The organism is Calothrix anomala FACHB-343 (assembly GCF_014696435.1).
In the GTDB taxonomy this organism is placed as follows: Bacteria; Cyanobacteriota; Cyanobacteriia; order Cyanobacteriales; family Nostocaceae; genus Aulosira; species Aulosira anomala_A.
Window position 1 is genome coordinate 59,811 of sequence record NZ_JACJQG010000029.1, and the last position, 19,627, is coordinate 79,437.

Sequence of the window (19,627 nt, forward strand, 5' to 3'; positions counted from 1 at the left end):
CAATATTTGATAATTCAAAAATTATTCAAAAAAGCTTGCTATTAACATACAGATAAGCAGATATTTGCCATCTATTAGACAAATTTATTACCCTGGATCGACCTCGATTTACCAATATAGGCTAATTAAAGCTATGTAGATTTAAGCTTTTTAATCCCCATCTTTCAGAACAATGTTGGTGAAAAAGTCAAGAATGAAGATTTTTATACTTGACTTTTTCCCATTCTTATTTACTCACGGATGTAATCATTACTATGACTACTAAAACTACTAGAATTTCCGATACTTCCTTAAAAAATAGCAGCAGCAACTACTGCGAACCTTTACTAGCTGATTTATCGTTGAAGCAAACTATCTCTAATACTCCCTTAGTATTAGGTAGTGAAGCTACTTTTACATTAAGATTAAATAATAGCGGCCCTGCTAATGCAAGCGGGGTAAAAATTCAAGATTTATTACCTGCTGGGTTTAGCTTTGTTAAAGCTACTACTAGTCTGGGTACCTATGATAGCAAAACCGGAATTTGGGATGTTGGTAATATCAAATCGGGACGTAGTGCAACCTTAGTATTGACGGGTAAAGTTGTCAATGCAACTAGCGCCGATGCTTATACTAATGTAGCAGAAATTATTGCAGCTAATCAACGCGATCCAGATTCGGTTGTCAATAATCGCAACCCTAATGAAGATGATTACACTAGTTTAACTGCACCTGTTGTGAAGTTAGATTTAAGCAAAAAATTTACTAAGGTTACCAAAGAAGTAGATGGTAATAATGATGGTAAACCAGAGCAATTTTTAGCCCTTCCTGGTGATGATGTATCGTTTCAAATTCAAGTCACTAATAATGGTGCGGTTAACGCTACCAATGTGAAAATTTTAGACGATATGACCCAGGTTTTGCCAATAGGTTTAACATTGCAAAGCCTCAGTCTTGATGGTGGTGTGAATCTTGATACTGCTGGTGGTGGTGATGGGAATGCCCAAACAGTTGAGATACTATTTAATAGTATAGCGCCTGGGGAAACCAAAACTATTACAGTTAACGCCAAAGTTAGTACTGATAACGTTAAAACTGCTAATTTATCCGGTCAAATAGGCACTCTTGACCCGCTTACAGGCAATATTAATTCAGAACTGCCAGAATATTATAATACACCTTTTAATGGGACATTTTTTTTGCATTACAACGTGCAAAAAAATGCCAATCAACCAAGGGCTAATTTTGGCTTATTAAATATTACCAATCAAGCGGAAATTGTCGGTTTTAATGGCAGTAATCTCAAATCTGGCTCAATTACAGCTAGCGCGAGGTTAGATGTTTCTAGCTTTAAAATAGCTGGAACGCTAAATAACGGACAGCAATTTACTATTTATTCCATTGAAGATTTACTCGATCCTAGTAGTACTCCCGGATCGTATATTTTCAATCCCGATCCTGATGTAGAACCAGCGCCTAAAGCTTATCCTACCAATAATCAATCGGAGTTTTTACCACCTGGTCAAACTGGAAGCGCGAGTTTTTTTGCAAGTTGGCTGAAAAATAACGATCCGCAATATTTAGCCGATTTAGCAGTTTGGGATACTTTACAAGCTGATGGAGATTTATCGAATATTGAAGATGAAAAAGCGGTAGTAGATGCGCTATATAAGTTTATTGAAGATGGCGTTTATAGCCGCGATCGCTTTGATAAGGGTAGCTTTACTCTTGACAATGGTACGCAAACAGAAACCATCGATTTTAACGCTGGTGAATTTAGTCCAGGTACTACGGATTTTGTGAATATTGCTGTGACAGATACAAATGCTGTAGTCACCGATCGCAATGGTAATCAGGTGGGAACTTTTAATAATTTACAAGCGGCTTTAGACTCATTTAATTTTACCAATCCCACTGGCGTAAATGTGACGATTAACGATGCCAATGGGGATAAAATAGTTAGAAGCAGATTGCAACAACTTAGCACTTATAATTTTGAGAAAAATTGGTCAATTCAAACCATTACCATTGGTAATAATGTCAATCAAGTAATTTTAGCATCAGGCAATAAGTCAGCTAATATTGATTTATCGCAAGTTAATATTACTAATCCAATTCAAAATTTTCAATTACAGGGCAATAACGCCAAAGATACCATTACAGGAAGTCGGTTTAATGATGTCATTGTTGGCGGTAATGGTAATGATATTTTATCGGGTTTTGATGGCAATGACTCGATTAATGGGGGTAATGGTCGAGATAGCTTAACCGGTGGTAGAGGTAACGATATTTTAACCGGGGGATTGGGGGCTGATGACTTTATCTTTGGTGTAAACTTTGGTAACGACATTATTACTGATTTTTGTAAAGGTCAAGACAAAATTGACCTCAGAGAACTGAAGCTAGTTAAAGGTATGTTGGATAGTAATGGCGATCGCGTAATTAATCTTAAAGATAGCCTCGTCTCCCTCACTAATCACAATCTCCAGCTAGATCTCACCTCTTTAAATGGTGGTACTATCACTTTCACAGGAGTAACTGCGGTTAATCTCAACGATTTTATATTTTAACCAGAGTCCTCAGTGAAGCAATCAGCTAACTTAAGATGGTGCACTACAAATTAATTAAGATTTTGGTAAGTGGTGGAGCGATCGCCTGTACCCTAAGTTTAACCCCTGGTGTATGGGCGCAGATTATCCCTGACAATAGTTTGGGTAAAGAAAGCTCAGTAGTAACCCCGAATGTACAACAATCAAGCGGTAATATAGAACGCATTGATGGTGGTGCAATTCGGGGTAGTAATTTATTTCACAGCTTCCAAGACTTTAACGTCGGTAATCAGCAACGAGTTTATTTTGCTAATCCGTCAGGGATTGAGAATATTCTCGGACGAGTTACGGGAAATCAAGCCTCAAATATTTTCGGAACTCTGGGCGTATTAGGCGGTGCTAATTTATACTTAATTAATCCTAACGGCATTGTTTTTGGTAAAGATGCGCGTTTAGATATATCTGGTTCTTTTTTCGCCAGTACCAGCAAAAGTTTCTTGTTTCCCAATGGGGAAAGATTCGGTACGCAAAACCCAAAAGCACCTTCCCTACTCACCATCAACCAGCCTTTAGGGTTAGATAGTTGGTTACCACCCGAAAGTGCGTTCGCCGAAGGCGTTGGCAAAGCCATCGCTAATTCTGGTAACTTATCTGTAGGGCAAGATTTAACTTTAGTGGGTAAAAATCTCGACTTACAAGGACAGTTACAAGCAGGAAATAATTTAACCTTACAAGCTACCGATACATTAAAAATTAGAGATAGCGTCAATCAGCCTTTTATCGCCTCATCTGGGCAGAAATTAGTCGCCCAAGCCAATAAAATAGACATTTTCGCTTTAAATCATCCTCATAGTGGCTTTTTCGCAGGTAATAATATGCTGTTGCGTTCCGCCAATGCTATTGGGGGAAATGCACAATTTTTCACTGGTGGGAATTTTCGCCTCGAACAAATGAATGGAAATGGCGGAGATTTAGCCAGTACTGACGATCCGATTATTCGCGCTAGTGGCGATGTTAGTTTTAATAGTTATACAGGGGCTTCTCTGCACATTTTTGCAGGAGGTAGTGTCACAATTGATAGTTTAAATATTACTAGTCCCGATACGACAAATTTTATTAATGAAACAGTTACCTTAGCTGATGGTGTCACCCAAGTCTCAATTAATGGTAGTCTCAAACCAACTGTTGATATTAGAGGCGGAACAACTGCCTTTAACTCTATAGGAATTACTGGAGATACTGCCGCTTTTTCTCCTATCCCCATCCTAAATAGTAACGCTAGTAATGCCAATATTACTATTAATCAAATTACTAATCAGGCAGGATTAATATATTTAACCAACCAGTATCAGCCGAATCCTAATTTATCCGGTGATATTAATATTAAATCCCTAGCTCAGACATTTACAGATGGTAGTGGCGGTGATATTGTCATTGATTCCAAAGGAAAAATTATTACACCGCTCATCCTTGGTGCTTCTGCATTCGATGATGGTAATACTGTGTTTAATAACCCTGGTGGCAATATTACTTTATTAGCGCAAAGTGATATTTTTATGCCTGCGGGAACGCAAATTTTTTCCTACGGTTCTGTAGGCGGAAATATTACCTTAAAAAGTCAAGCCGCGATTATTCAAGAAGCAGCACCTCGCGCAAGTTCCTTTATTGAAACGGCTGCTTTTGGTGCTGGTAAAGGTGGCGATGTTACACTCAACGCCCCCTTAATTTCTTTGAGTAACTTTGTGCAAAGTAATTTGCGTCGAAGTGCCACAGGTACTGGCGGTAACATAATAGTTACTGCTAAATCCTTAGAAGCAAATCAAGCAAATTTATCTACCGTTACTCGTGCGGGAAATGCTGGTAATGTCATTGTTCATGCTGAGACAATTTCTTTAAACAACTCTGTTATCGCTACTCAAACCAGAAGTACAGTTGGCGGAAATGCTGGGGATGTAGAAATTAACAGTAAAACCTTTGTCGCTACTAATGGAGGCCAAGTATTCTCGCAAACTAGAGATTTAGGCAATGCAGGTAATATTACGGTAAATGTAGAAGATGCGATCGCTCTTACCGGCACTTTAGATGGAGTTTTTAGTGGTTTTAGTAGCGTTGTCAGGGATATTGGTCAAGGTAATGGTGGCATTATTAAAATTAAAACTGGCTCCCTATCTTTGCAAGAAGGAGCGCAAATTAGAGCTAGCACTGAAGGAATTGGTAATGCAGGCAAAATCGAGATAGAATCTGCTAAATCCATTGTGGTTGATGGTGCAGTTTTATTTTCACCCCCCGGTTTTCCCGAACCAGTGGTACTTCCTAGCGCGATTCTCAGCGAAGTTTTACCCGGTTCCCGAGGTAATGCTAACAATATTGCCATTAAAACTGGTCAACTGACAGTGAAAAATGGCGCTTTTATTAGTTCTAGTACTAATTCTGTCGGTAATGCAGGTAATATTTTGATTAATGCCAGTGAATCAGTAAGTTTTGATGGCGATCCTGGAGAACTTTTTGACCCTAGCGGCGCTTTTGTCGGTATATTAGAAGGTGCAACGGGAGAAGCCGGTAAGCTGGAAATTATTACACCATCTTTATCTGTTACCAATGGCGCACAGTTAGAAGCCTTAACCGCCAGTGCGGGAAAAGCAGGCGATATCACAATCATCGCCAAAGATAAAGTTTTACTCTCAGGTGCAAATACAGGTTTATTTTCTAACACTACTCGGGGTTCTACTGGCGACGGCGGTAACATCTTCATCGATCCCGAACTGGTAGAAATCAAAGATGGTGCAGCCATTTCTGTTAATAGCCAAGGTACGGGAATTGGTGGCGATATTGAAATTCAAGCCAATAAATTAATTCTCGACAATCAAGCGCTGATTTCTGCAAAGACAGCCAGTACCAATGGCGGGAATATTCGTTTAAGATTACCAGATTTATTATTATTACGCCGTGAAAGCGAGATTTCCACCACTGCGGGAAATGCTGGCGCAGGTGGTGACGGCGGTAACATTATTATCGACACCAATTTTATCGTCACTGTCCCCACAGAAAACAGCGATATTACAGCTAACGCTTTTTTTGGTCGTGGTGGTAATGTCAAGATTACAGCTAATAGCCTATTTGGGACTGGGTTTCAACAGCAGCCTACTTCTAGAAGTGATATTACAGCCAGTTCAGTTTTCGGTGTTTCGGGAACTGTATCGATTAACAATCCAGAAATCGATCCGAGTTCAGGGTTGGTAGCGTTAGCAGATAAACTCACCGATCCAAGCGATCGCATAGTTGCTAGTTGTAGCGCAACTGAGAATAATTCCTTTATCATCACCGGCACAGGTGGTTTACCCGCAGATCCAGCAACAACCGCTCGCGGACTCACTTTTTTGTCCGATATGCGAGATTTTACCACTACAGAGAGCCGCAATCAAGCAACTTATACTTTGCCGCAGATTAGACAATTAATTGTTGCTGCTAACAGTTGGAAAATTAATTCCCAAGGAGAAGTAGAATTAGTGGCATCTTTACCTCAAGAAAGCTTTAATAAATCTCCTGACTGTAGTAATCTATCAAAATTACAAAACCAGCCAAACAGCTTAACGAATCCCCATTAATGACTAGATATGCTCAAAATTGCCCAACATGAAATATTTTGGCTTCAACCTGAGTTCAGCGCTTTGTGTATTTATTTAAATTAATTAAAATGAATAATCAAACAATTCTCAAAATAGCCAAAATCTTATTTTTAAAATTTTCTTCAACAAGGAAGATTCGGCAGAGAGCGTATATTTTTTTAGTTAGCTTAATCTTGACTATATTATTCATCAATAAAAATATTTATGCTGTTGCTAATTCTTCTACATTGCCAAATTCATTAACCCTAAGTCAACAACTATCTAATAATTCCGATCTATTGGCAGAGGGTAAGAATTACTATCAAAATGGACAATATCAAGCAGCAGCTAAAACATGGGAAAATGCCCTTAATTTTTACCAAGATAGGCAAGAAATAGTTAAGCAAATTCAAGTACTAAATTACCTAGCATTAACATATCAAAAATTAGGCAATATCCCCCAAGGCGACAAAATAATTAACAAAAGTATTAATTTAATCAAGCAAATTAAAACAAGAGATACCCAAACTAGTTTACTGTTAGCTCAAGCATTAAATACCCAAGGTTCCCTGCAAATAATCCAAGGTGAAACAGAAACTGCTATAGATACCTGGAAGCAAGCCGCAGTAATTTACGAGCGTGCGGGAGATAAAATAGGTAAACTCATCAGTCAAATTAATCAAGCCCAAGGTTTGCAAATCTTAGGACAATATCGACGGTCAAAAACCTTGTTAGAAGGACTGGTAACAGAACTTCAAAATCAACCAGATAGCTTGCTAAAAGCCCAAGGATTGAGAAGTTTAGGGATAGCGCTACAAACTACAGGCGACTTTCAGCAATCTCAAACAGTACTAGAGAAAAGTTTCGTAATTAGTCAAAAATTGAACTCTCCTGCTGATGTCAGTGCAGTTATTTTAAGTTTAGGTAATGTTGCCAAAGATTTAAATAATTATGATGTGGCTTTGAGCAACTATCAAGCAGCAATTAATTTATCTCCAGAACCACAAATTAAATTAGAAGCTCAATTAAATCAATTAAGCTTGTTAGTTAAATTACAAAAATGGGAAGCGACACCAGCGCTAATTCCAGCAATTGAAACTAACCTCGCCTTACTTTCTCCTAGTCGTCCGGCTATTTATGCTCAAATAAACTTTGCAGAAAGTCTCATGCAAAAACAGATTAAGCAGACAGACTCAAAGAAAAATTCTGCTAAAATCGCCCAATTGTTAGCAAAAACTAGCCAACAAGCTCAGGAAATTAAAGACCCCAGATCCCAGGTTTATTCTCTGCAACAACTAGGTAAACTTTACCAACAAAACGGTCAGTTAACAGAGGCGATAAAACTAACTAAACAAGCACAAATATTAGCGCAAGCAATGAATGCATCTGATTTAGTGGCGCGGACTGCGGCACAATCAGGGAGAATTGCTAAAGAACAAGGAGATATAGAAAGTGCGATCGCAGCTTATGAAATCGCCTTTAATAACTTACAATCTCTGCGCAGCGATTTAATTGCGATTAATCCCGATGTCCAGTTTGACTTTAAAGAAAGTATTGAACCAATCTATCGAGATTATGTGAGTTTGTTATTACAACCAGGAGACAATCAAAAAAACCTCAAACAAGCGCGTCAGGTAATCGAAGCTCTACAATTAGCAGAATTAGATAATTATTTTAAAGATGCTTGTGTCGATACCTATCCTGTAGTTATCGATCAAATCGATGTCCAAGCTGCCGTGATTTACCCCATTATTTTAAGCGATCGCTTAGAAGTTATCCTTTCTCTCCCCAATCAACCCCTGCATCACTACAGCACCACAATCCCCAAAGCGCAAATAGAAGCTAACCTCAAACGCCTTTATTCTTATATGTCCCGTGGTTATATTCGGGAAGAAAGTTTTCGCCTCTCACAACGAATTTATAAATGGTTAATCGCACCGGCAGAGGAAAAACTCAACAACAGTAAAGTCACAACCTTAGTCTTTGTCCTAGATGGTTTATTGCGCAACATCCCCATGCCAGCGCTGCACGATGGTAAACAATATGTAGTAGAAAAATATAATGTAGCCCTGAGTCCGGGATTACAGTTATTTCCCCAAGGACTAAAACGACAAAAATTAGGCGTGTTAGCTGCAGGATTAACCGAAGCACGCCAAGGATTTAGTTCTTTACCTGCTGTGACAGAAGAAATTCAGGAAGTAAGGACGAAAATTAATGCCAAAGTCTTACTCAATCAAGAATTTACTCGCGATAGCTTGAAAAAGTACCTCGATGCGCAACCATTCCCCATAGTTCACCTCGCGACTCACGGTCAATTTAGTTCCGATCCCAAGGATACCTTTTTGCTGACATGGAGCGATCGCATTTCTATTTTAGATTTCGATCGCTTATTTCAATCCCGAAGGTTAGGACTTCAGCAACCAATCGAATTATTAGTTATGAGTGCTTGTCAGACCGCAGCCGGTGATAATCGCGCTACCTTAGGTTTAGCTGGGTTTGCTTTGCGTTCTGGAGCTAAAAGTACCATCGCTAGTTTATGGTCGGTAAATGACGAATCCACCGCCAACTTAATGAAAGAATTTTATCAGCAATTGAATAACCCGAACCTCACTAAAGCTGAAGCATTACGACAAGCGCAACTGAAAATCATGGCCGATCCTTTATACCAGCATCCCTATTTTTGGGCGGCGTTTGTGCTTGTCGGTAATTGGTTATAAGCGAACTCAGGCTGAAAACCTTGCTGAGTCAAGATTGTAGCTAAAATATCCAGTGTTAATCTTGACTTTCTGAGTACTTGTACTTGATAAAGGAAGTATAAAAGATGATAAACTTATGTGAAGAAAGCATGAAGTTTTCAGGTTGGTATACCTAAAATAAAACTTAATATTGTGCAGGCTACCTGATACCAACGATTTTAGGCATGTCCTAAACAACTTAAGTTATTCAATTTCACGTGCAATTACGAATTGAAACTTCCTAGCTAGCTTTGTCTAGCTGCAAATAGGTTTGATTTTTCATCATCAATAAATTCAGGGGTATCTAATCAATCTTGGGGGCTGAGTTTTATTCTTCCCCCTTGAATAGGCTGGCGATCGCAAAATATCAAGCAAAATGTAAATTTTGTCTCGTCACTTCTGCTGTTCTATAGGGATTTGTTTTGTATGTTCCTGAATTTTTCATTTTTTCGTCGTTTCCTACCTTTGTGTCTCGGCAGTTTTCTGTTGATTATATTTAGCCAACCAGCTCTCAGTGAAGAGGTTGGTATCTCTGTAAATTGGAGTCAACAGCTAACTAATCCAATTACCTCAAAGCCTTTAGTGTCCACCCCTTTGCACTTCGGACTCAACTCTTATCAGGGAAATATCCCCGGAATAGCTAACGTAGGCGGTAATACCAACTATCGTAATGGTGTAAATGCCATGCGTCCTGGTTTAATCAGATACCATTACGCAGGGCAAATGAAAGACTCGACCACAGATAAGCGTGGCTGGGTAAAGAATCCAAACTCAGCAAACTTTTCTTGGGATGTAGAAAAAATAACTGCGGCGATGAATGGAGCCTATCCGCACAGCCCCGCAATTATGATGAACCTTGTCAACTTTCCCGCTTACTTAACCGATAGTAGTGGGGCGCTGAAACCGTCTGAATACAAGCGATACGGACAGTTCTGTGCAGAGTTAGTCAGAATCTTAAATATCCAGCTGCAAAAAAAGATTAAATATTGGGAGGTCACCAACGAGCTAGATTCTAAACCCTACTACCGCAATAATATGGCAGAGGTAGGAAAGATATTTGCGATCGCGGCGCGAGAAATGCGCAAAGTCGATCCCACAATCAAAATCGGCGGGCCAGCCTTCGCCCAATCTTATACCCCGGCGAGAATTGAGGCTTTTGTCTCAACAGCATTCCCCGAATTAGACTTTATTTCCTATCATACCTATTCCACCGGTTCTAAGACCAATAACACCACCGATATTTGGAACTCTGCACAAAAGACTGTAGGTGCGGCGACAAACTACATGCGCAACAGCGTCAAGAAATTTACAGCCAAACCGATTGAATATTTCCATAACGAGTACAACATCAGTTGGTCTCCGCCAGATCAGCGCATGACTAACCATGTAAGTGCCATATTTGATGCGCTAGCAGCACGTTCTATTCTCTATGCAGGCGCAACCGGAGCGACTGCTTGGAATGAGGCTGATGGCTGGTATGGTAAACTTGGTGCTTCTCCCTCTTTCCCCAGACGCCCCGCATCCTGGGTGTTTGAGTATTTAAATCAAGGCTTTTACGGTAAAGTTCTAGAGTCAACAAGTACCAATAGTTCTGCTTTAGTACCTTTAGCAGTATTGGGCGAATCTGACGGTCAAAAGTCCTTATCCTTGATGTTAGTCAACAGATCCAGTGTGAATGTTTCCGCACGTTTAAAGATGATTGCACCCCAAAGTTGGGCGTTACCTGGAGCCTCTGGGCAAAAAATCCAACTGTACAAAGTCAACCAAAATGGTAGCAGTTCCGTAGCTAGTTCAACTTTGCCATCCTCAATAATTCGCGGACAGGCTTTTACGGTTGAACCTAATAGTATTTTGTTCCTCACAGTCAAGCCTAATTAATTACCCTGGTAGGGGTGTCAACTTAACGCGCAACCCTGATTCCATCTAGCTCCCACGCTCTGCGTGGGAGCGATGATCTGTGGGCTGCCGCCTCAATTTAGGGAACTCCAAAAAATAAATTATCCCAAATTGTAGGGGCGGGGTCACCCCCATACGTGTCAACTTAAGCTAAAAACTTTTCTATATCTCGTTTCCAGCCTCCGGCTGGAAATGCGTATTGCGAGGCTCCGCCTCGTCTTCTGAATAAATTGAGGCGGCAGCCCACAGATCATTGCTCCCACGCAGAGCATGGGAGCCAGTTAGGATAAGGGTTTCGCGTTAAGTTGACACCAATGGGTCACCCCGCCCCTACGAGGTTGCGGGCTTGGTAAATTAATGATTGGGATGTTTTTTATTTGGAAGTCCCTAATGTAATTAGTAGAGACAAATGTTAATTAGCCAATTTATTTACTAACTGCAAATTCCTCAGTTCTAAAGACATTAAACATACTATAGTTCTTGATTAATTCCGCATAAATATTTAACGTTTCCTCATTCACCCGCTTGACACTAAACCGTTCTACATTTTGTTTAGCTTGAGATTGCAACTTTTGTAATTGTTGCGAATCGCTGAGTAAATGTCCTAAAGCCTTGGCTAAAGTTTGACTATCTTTTGGCGGTACTAAAAGTCCGGCTTGTCCTTGATCCAAAGTTTCGGGAATTCCATCGACATCGCTAGCCACAATTGCACAACCTGCTTCTCTCGCCTCTGTCAGTACTAATCCAAAGGATTCGCAATGGGAAGCCAGAACAAAGATATCGCTAGCAAGCATATAGCGTTGGGGATCTGGTTGAAAGCCTTCAAAATGAATACGCTCACTAAAAGCTGTACTTTGCACTATCTCCTCAAACATAGCGCGATCGGGGCCATCCCCCACTAAATATAAATGTGCTTGGGGAAAGTCGGGAGCAATTTTCACAAAGGCTTCTATTAACTCCACAATGCCTTTACGAGCGTACATTCCTGCTACAGTTGTAATAGCTGGACGACATAAAGGCATTGGTTCATAATCTTTAATATTGCAATGACGCGGACTATGTAATGTCCCGTTGGCAACTACTCGTAATTTACTCTGGGGTATACCACGTTTTACCATTGAATCGGCAACAGCATTACTTACAGCAATTACGCGATCGGCTAATCCCATCAATACAGCACTGCGCTGAAACTCATTGTGTACGGTAGAAACTAAACTATAGTCACCACTATTTCTCAGAACTCCGGCTAGCACAACCCCTGTCATCATGTGTGCATGGACAATATCTGGCTGAAATTCTTGGATAATTTCGCGATAACGCCAAGCAGCTTTGAGCATATTTAATGGTGTTCTCGACTGATCGAGATGAAAATGTTGTATGCCATTTTCTGCAAATAACGCTTCGTATTCTCCCCCGGCTGATGCTACAGCTACAGAATGGCCATTGTGTGCCTGCAAACAAGCTAAATCTACTGCTACATTTACAATTCCATTGCCAATTTTTTGTACGTGATTGGTGATATGTAGTATACGCATTTAAATTGTCTCCACAGAAATTTTTATAGAAAATTGATGATTCAGCACTGCAAAGTAGCTCAGATATTAAGAACTCGATAGTCCTCTGTACTGAGATTAATTCAATTGTCCTACCCAGTTGTACAGGGTAGGCTGTATTGTCATTGAATCTTGATTACTAAGTAATCTAGCAACCCTATTTCAGTTGTGAAAAATATCGGTGTTGACTGTTGACTGTTAACCGTCAACAACCCTTCATGTCAGATTTCTCTATATCCTAACCATAAATAAACTTGAAGCCTGACAAATGATAATTGTACAGACGCGATTCATCGCGTCTCTAAGATTTAAAAAATATTTCATGGGAGCCTAAAAATCGCTGAATAAAACCAGGCGGTAGGCTGGAAATTTGCGAATAATAAGCAGAAATTGCGCGATTTTTTTTGTCTTGAACTGAGGCAATCGAAACATAGTAGGCTGCGGCTATATCTTGCAATTTAAGTAGAATAAATAGCGGCGCTCTCCAGAATAACCAAATGGGGTATTGTAGGAGTTCTACTGTAATTTCTGCTTGGGCGATCGCGTCTTTTACCAATTGATATGTGGCTTCATGATCTCGATGGCAATCTTTACGATGAGGTACATATACTTCTTCAGGCTGATAACGCTTTAAAAGTTCAATTATTTGTTTAACTGTTTGCTGTCTTTCTTCATTATCTAAATCTGGTAATCTCCCATCAGGTTTTTCTAAAAAGTAAATTTCCGATGGTTTAACTCCCAGAATTTCTAAGGCATTTACAGCTTCTTGCTTGCGAATTTGGACAATTTGATTTTGCCCATCTTCTGAATTACTGCTACCCTGTCCGTTAGTAATAAAAGTGACGATGACAGGGATATCATGCTCTCGTTTCCAAGCGATCGTACCTCCACAGCCAAAGGTTTCATCATCTTGGTGAGGAGAAAACACCATTGCTGATTTTTGGCTGAATTTCAGAGGTTGACTTCCATTCTGGATAATCCATTGAAATAGTAGTCTAGAGTGTAAATATTGCAAATACTCCAGCCAGCTATGTGGAATGAATTTTTGGATTCGCTGTAAATACATTTTTAAATTCATAATTACTCACTTTAATCAGGCTCCAACCACTGAGATATTTAGTTACCATACACAGTTAATACTGACTCCAGCTTCAACAATTTCTAGATATTCTCTTTTATCCAATATTGATACTGCTGTTATGACATCATAATTTAATCAGCAAATATTGTCACCAAATATATTTGTGTTTTGTGTAAAAATCTTTAATTAATAACAAGTCAATAATAAAGTTTTGGTAAATTCAATAATAAAAATAAATGATTGTTATAAATTGCTTTTCAACTGTATTTTGAATACAAAGAAAGCTTTTTTATAAAAAAGTAAGTATATTAAGAATACAAAAATAATTAATTTCATACTAAGACTTACAGCATATTTCATGTAAATGAGGTACGCGCTTCGGGGCATTGCAGTGCCAATGCCCCTACAATCAACGATTATCTGTACCTCACCAACTTGCAATTCGCTGTAATTCCTTGCCAGAACTTTTATTTATTACCAGTATTCTATTTATTATCAGGTTCAGTTAAGGATAATTGTAGGTTGGGTTGAACGAAGTGAAACCCAAAAAACCCCTGGAAATGTTGGGTTTCGTTCCTCAACCCAACCTACGCAGCTTAGATGGGGATTTGTAATTCAATGAAATCTAATAATTAGAGATGCATTTTATAAATCGGGGTAATCAGCTCCCCGACTTCTTTAAAAAGTCGGGGAGCTAAAATTGCAGTATTTCAATGTTGAGAGAATTAACTTTGTAATCGATACATAATCACTTTACCTTTCCAATTCTCTTCTACAAATACTAAATACTCACCATTGCGGCGACGAAAAGCGCGGATACCATAGGGTATATCAATCCAACCGCTTTCACCAGCAACTTCTGGGCCTGGTTTGAATTGTTGTACTTGCACTCCTGTAGCGGCGTTGTAAACATGTACTTCTGCCGTTTTAAATGTAACTGCAAATACATAGTCTCCGGCGACACTCATGGCTGCGGTGGAGACTTCACGCTTACCTGTGATGTCGTGAGGAACAACAATCCGCCAACGAGGTGTGGGATTTTCTTGACTCCAATTATCAAACCGGATGATTTCCGATCCGACAACGCCAGTATCATCACCTGTGGCTGGATGATTTACAGTAAACCCAGATAAGTACATGGTGTCTGTATCTGGAAGATACTCGATGCGTCGCAAGTCGGTAAACATGCTGGGAGTCTTTTGTTTTTTCATGGAACTATAGCTGTAGATGGGGTTACCATGAGCATCTAGTCCTTGTAAGGGATAGTGGCGAATACCAATACCATCGTGAGTGCGTAGGGTTTTCCAGACATCACCTTTTTTATCAACCCACCAACCGCCTAAGTAGGGATAATCTTCGCTCTTGTCGTATTCATCCTCATCGAACTTACCATTACCGTTGCGATCGCGCCATATCCACTCGCCTTTTTTTGGTTGATATGGTGGCCATTTACCAGCTATTGATGGTTTACCTTCAGCATTAGTATTCACAAACATTCCTGAGGGAATTGCAATTTTGCTATTACTACCGCCATCAAACCGATAAATTTGCAGAAAGCTAGCATACATATCTGAGAGGTACAAAAAAGGCTTACCTTGAATACGGCGAAAAAAGCTAGCATCTGGAGATGTATGCAATCGCGGATCTTGAGGATATTTAAACGGATTGAGAGTGTAATTTTTGAATGTCCATTTTTTCCCCGGTGGCTGGTTGTAATCCATCACAAAGTGTTCTTGTTTGGTAAATACATCCACACCGTCACTTTGGGGATCGGTATCAGCATTATCGACAAATATCAATCCTAATAATTGCCAAAGCAGTTTTCCTAATGGTGAAAACTTTCTTAAATCTGTTCCTGAACGATTAAAACCATTATTGTTAATATAAATGTTTCCTGCGGCATCTGTACCTAACCCTGTAATTCCGTAAAGTTTTAAATCTTGCACTTCTCCGGGGTTACCTGCATAAATACCGCCTTTCGTCCCAAAAGTCCCTACTTGTACAGGTTGAGATTTAACGTTGTAAATCAATACTTGTTGACGAGGGCCATTTTCTGCAACTAACAGCCTCCCTTGGGGATCGATCGCGATCGCAGTTGGTTCGATAAGTTGCGTTATCTCTTGCGGTAATTGTTTCCCTGTGCGGGAATAATGGACAATCTTCGCCGGATTACTAGCTTTTTTCCCTTGAATAATCCACAAATTACTTTGAGAATCGAGAGCGATCGCACCTGGATTCGCAACGCTAAAGCTACGTAATTCCTGCATCGTTTCCGTACTATAAACACGAATGCGATTAGCAGCCGAATCACTCACATATAATTCTTTATTGATAGTTGCTAATCCAGTAACTTCACCCTTAGTACTAACAATTAACATACTTTTATCCCAACCACGACCACCAGAAAAAGGTGCAGGTTTTCCCGATAAGTCGTAGCGTCTCACACAGTACCAATGAGTTTTTTCTGGCGGATAATCTTTCTCGGTTTTACCAATGTCTCCTTGATGTATTGCTAGGTAAAGATATTTACTATCTACTGTGACAGCTTTACCTCCGGTACGACTCCAACCGTGAGTATCATCAGCCATCCCAATAGTCTTACCATCTTTATAAATACCAGCTTCTCTACCTGCTTCATCCCATACACTATTGGTATATATTGTGCCATTGGCAGTTACATACATGCCTTCAATGTTGTTTTGTACCCAATCTTTACCACCGCCAAAACTATTACCTATCCAAGATGTTTTATAGGTAGTTGTTGGCATTCCACTCACAGACCAACGTGTGCTAATACTAACAGAAGCAATGATGATTCCACAAATTAGACAAACTAAAAATGTGACAAATTTTCGCTGCTGAAAATTTCGCCATCGCCAGTTTTTTTTGATATATTGGTCAAATTTATGGTAGATTCTGCTGAGTTTCTGCATTAACCTCAAGTTCCTCTAATCTCCAAATTAATATATCTGAGGCAAAGATGGTTATTTTTCTTGCTTCAGAGAATATTATTTAATATGAATTAGCAAGTTATCGCCATGCATTATTTAATACATAGCAACTACGAATAAGTATTAGCTGATTAATAACATCAAAATTAATTGTCACAACCTTGATCTGTTTGACAGTTAGCGATGTAAGCCGAGCTATTGTAGAGCGGTAGATTTATTTTGCGCTTGCTTACTAAAGATTGTCCAGCCCTAAGAAATAAATTTTTTAATCATTATCAGCAATCTTGCATTTAACAAGATATATACATAGATAACAAAGCCCTGACATGAAGAATCACTAGTTTACGAAAACTTTATAGAAAACACACAGTTTTTTTAAGTTATCTGCGAAAGCGATCGCTATTTTTTTGACTCTGTATTAATCATCACTTTTATATCTTCAAATCTAGTAAATCTGAATACAGAATTTTGTCTGATAAATCTGACATTCTACGCCTAATGTTTAGAAATAAAATTCAAATAGGTCAGTAATTATTTATGAAAAAAGTATCATATTAATCATTGCCCGTGTCATGAAGTCACTAAAAATACAGGTCAAATTTTACTAGTTGACGTTTAAATATAGATAGTTTAAAACAGAGAATTCTGGGTAAATTTATCATAACACTTTTCTTATATAGGACTCCTAAAAGTACTGATAATGTAATGAAGTGCGGAATAAAATTAGTAGCAACGTAAATTGATTATTGAATACCAAAAATGCTTGAATTGGGGGCAGAAACTACCGCAAGCAATTACCATAGATCGCAGGAGTTCAATAGGTGGAACCTAGCAAAGACAATATCGCACCAGCATCAATACTCACTTTGGGAATGGGCTGGTTTCCGCATACACCTGGAGGATTAGAACGCTATATTTATGATTTAACACATCAATTAGCAGCTAATAAAGACAAAGTAGAATTATGTGGAGTAGGGTTACCAAATACACAAATCAATACTCCCATTAAGCTCACTAATTTAGCCGAACCAGATAGCGTAATTTGGCAAAGATTATGGTCAATTCGTCAGAATTTTCAGAAAACCAGAAGCCAAAAGCCAGATGCAATTAACCTGCATTTTGCCTTGTATAGCTTTCCGATTTTGGATATTTTACCTAAAGGAGTACCAATTACCTTTAACTTTCATGGCCCTTGGGCCTCGGAAAGTTTGGAAGAAGCAGATAATAAAATCGTGAGTGTTTTACTCAAGCGCTGGCTGATTGAAAAAAGCACCTATAATCGCTGCGATCGCTTTATTGTTCTCAGCAAAGCATTTGGTAAAATTTTACATCAACAATATCACATTCCTTGGGATAAAATTCACATTATTCCCGGTGGAGTTGATCTGAATAGATTTCAAGCCAATCTCTCACCCCAAGAAGCCAGAAATAAATTAGGCTGGCCTGATAATCGCCAAATATTATTTACATCCCGGCGTCTAGTCCATCGAGTTGGCTTAGATAAATTATTGCAAGCAATAGCAATAATTAAACCTACAATTCCTGATGTTTGGTTAGCGATAGCTGGAAGAGGACATATTCAAGCCGCACTAGAAAAACAGGCTCAAGAATTAGGTTTAGAAGACAACGTAAAATTTTTAGGTTTTCTCCCTGACGAAGATTTACCTTTAGCATATCAAGCAGCTGATTTAACAATTATGCCCAGTCAATCTTTTGAAGGGTTTGGATTAGCAATTATCGAATCTCTTGCTTGTGGTACTCCTGTTGTTTGTACACCAGTAGGCGGAATGCCAGAAATTGTAGAACCCTTATCACCAGATTTAATTACTACTTCTACAGAAGTTTCCGCTATTGCCGAAAAATTAGAACAAGTCCTATTAGGAAGCATATTAATTCCTTCTAGAGAAGCTTGTCATCAATACGCCGCTACAAAGTTTAACTGGCAGAAAATAGCCCAAGAAGTGCGGGAAGTTTTGTTAGGAGCTAGGGACTAGGGAAGGGGGATAAGGGAGACAAGGAGGACAAGGAGGACAAGGGAGATAAATGACAAATGACAAATAACAAATGACTAATGACCAATATGTTAAAAATCCTGTTTTTAGACCAAAGTGGTAAACCTGGGGGTGCAGAACTATGTTTAATAGATATTGCTAAACCCTATCGCGATCGCTGTCTGGTTGGCTTATTTGCAGATGGGCCATTTAAAACTTTATTACAGGAAAATCACATTCCTGTAGAAGTTTTAACTGATAGATCGATTCAAGTTAAAAAAGGTAGTAGTTTTTTTCAAGCATTAAAAAGTTTACAACAAATAATTCCCTTAATCATTAAGGTAATTAACAGAGCCAAAAACTATGATTTAATTTATGCGAATACTCAAAAAGCTTTAGTCATTGGCGCGATCGCAAGTTTTTTTGCTCGTCGTCCTTTGGTATATCATTTGCACGATATCCTCTCCAAAGAACACTTTAGTCTCAGTAACCGCCGGATTGCTGTTAACTTAGCTAATCGTTTTGCATCGTTAGTAATTGCTAATTCTCAAGCTAGTCAATCGGCTTTTATAGAAGCAGGCGGACGCAAGGAATTAACCACAGTTATTTATAACGGCTTTGACCCCAAAATTTATCAAACGAGCGAATTTGATATCAGACAATTACAGCAAGAATTAGGATTAGTCGGTAAATTTGTTGTTGGACATTTTAGTCGCCTTTCACCTTGGAAAGGACAACATATATTAATTGATGCCCTGGTTCAATGTCCCCAACAAGTAACAGTACTTTTAGTTGGTGAAGCTTTATTTGGCGAACAAGCTTACGTGCAACAATTGCATCAACAAATTACTGAATTAGGGCTAGAAAATCGCGTCAAATTTTTAGGCTTCCGGTCTGATATTCCTCAGTTAATGGCAGCTTGTGACTTAGTTGCTCATACCTCCACTTTTGCAGAACCATTTGGTAGAGTAATTGTTGAAGCTATGTTGTCTGGTACGCCTGTGGTTGCAAGTAAAGCTGGAGGCGCAATGGAATTAATCAAATCTGGGATCAATGGTTACTTATTTCAACCAGAAGATTCTCAAGAATTAGCGCAAGTAATTACTGCTTGTTTAAAACAAAGACACAACAGTACAACTATGGCTCATAATGCGAGAAAAATGGCGAGTCAGCGATTTGATGTGACAAATATTAATCAACAAATTGCAGAGATTTTATTATCTAAGTTTAGATAATTAAGTAGGGCGGTGTTGTTGAAGATAGCTGGTTAAGGTTTTCATTAGTCAT

9 protein-coding genes are annotated in these 19,627 nt (G+C 39.0%); 6 read left to right on the forward strand and 3 right to left on the reverse strand.

Features of this window, described 5'->3' with window-relative positions:
• Positions 1-254: 254 nt before the first annotated feature.
• The 4 genes from H6G08_RS38205 to H6G08_RS17825 all read left to right on the forward strand — a co-directional run bounded on the left by H6G08_RS38205 (position 255) and on the right by H6G08_RS17825 (position 10,746).
• The gene (locus H6G08_RS38205) at positions 255-2,549 is read left to right on the forward strand and encodes a DUF11 domain-containing protein (protein WP_190545297.1); all 2,295 of its coding nucleotides are present in this window, start codon (positions 255-257) and stop codon (positions 2,547-2,549) included.
• Between the two features lie 35 nt (positions 2,550-2,584).
• A complete protein-coding gene (locus H6G08_RS17815) occupies positions 2,585-6,133 on the forward strand; it encodes a two-partner secretion domain-containing protein (protein ID WP_190545299.1) in 3,549 nt (1,182 codons plus the stop codon).
• A gap of 89 nt (positions 6,134-6,222) precedes the next feature.
• On the forward strand, positions 6,223-8,850 hold the full coding sequence (locus H6G08_RS17820; protein WP_190545301.1) for a CHAT domain-containing protein: 2,628 nt from the start codon (positions 6,223-6,225) through the stop codon (positions 8,848-8,850).
• A gap of 444 nt (positions 8,851-9,294) precedes the next feature.
• A complete protein-coding gene (locus H6G08_RS17825) occupies positions 9,295-10,746 on the forward strand; it encodes a GH39 family glycosyl hydrolase (RefSeq protein WP_190545303.1) in 1,452 nt (483 codons plus the stop codon).
• A 443-nt stretch (positions 10,747-11,189) separates the two neighbouring features.
• On the opposite strand, the gene H6G08_RS17830 is transcribed toward H6G08_RS17825, so the two are convergent.
• From H6G08_RS17830 to H6G08_RS17840, 3 genes are all read right to left on the reverse strand, one after another.
• Positions 11,190-12,299: a glycosyltransferase family 4 protein gene (locus tag H6G08_RS17830; protein ID WP_190545305.1), complete on the reverse strand. Its 1,110-nt coding sequence runs from the start codon at positions 12,297-12,299 to the stop codon at positions 11,190-11,192.
• Positions 12,300-12,618: 319 nt separating this feature from the next.
• On the reverse strand, positions 12,619-13,395 hold the full coding sequence (locus H6G08_RS17835) for a PIG-L deacetylase family protein (protein WP_190545307.1): 777 nt from the start codon (positions 13,393-13,395) through the stop codon (positions 12,619-12,621).
• A gap of 728 nt (positions 13,396-14,123) precedes the next feature.
• Complete coding sequence (locus H6G08_RS17840) at positions 14,124-16,331, reverse strand: NHL repeat-containing protein (protein WP_190545309.1); 2,208 nt, start codon at positions 16,329-16,331, stop codon at positions 14,124-14,126.
• 890 nt (positions 16,332-17,221) lie between these two features.
• Here H6G08_RS17840 and H6G08_RS17845 point away from each other — a divergent pair.
• Positions 17,222-18,343: a glycosyltransferase family 4 protein gene (locus H6G08_RS17845; RefSeq protein WP_190545339.1), complete on the forward strand. Its 1,122-nt coding sequence runs from the start codon at positions 17,222-17,224 to the stop codon at positions 18,341-18,343.
• Between the two features lie 77 nt (positions 18,344-18,420).
• Complete coding sequence (locus H6G08_RS17850; RefSeq protein WP_242046183.1) at positions 18,421-19,575, forward strand: glycosyltransferase family 4 protein; 1,155 nt, start codon at positions 18,421-18,423, stop codon at positions 19,573-19,575.
• Positions 19,576-19,627: the final 52 nt, after the last annotated feature.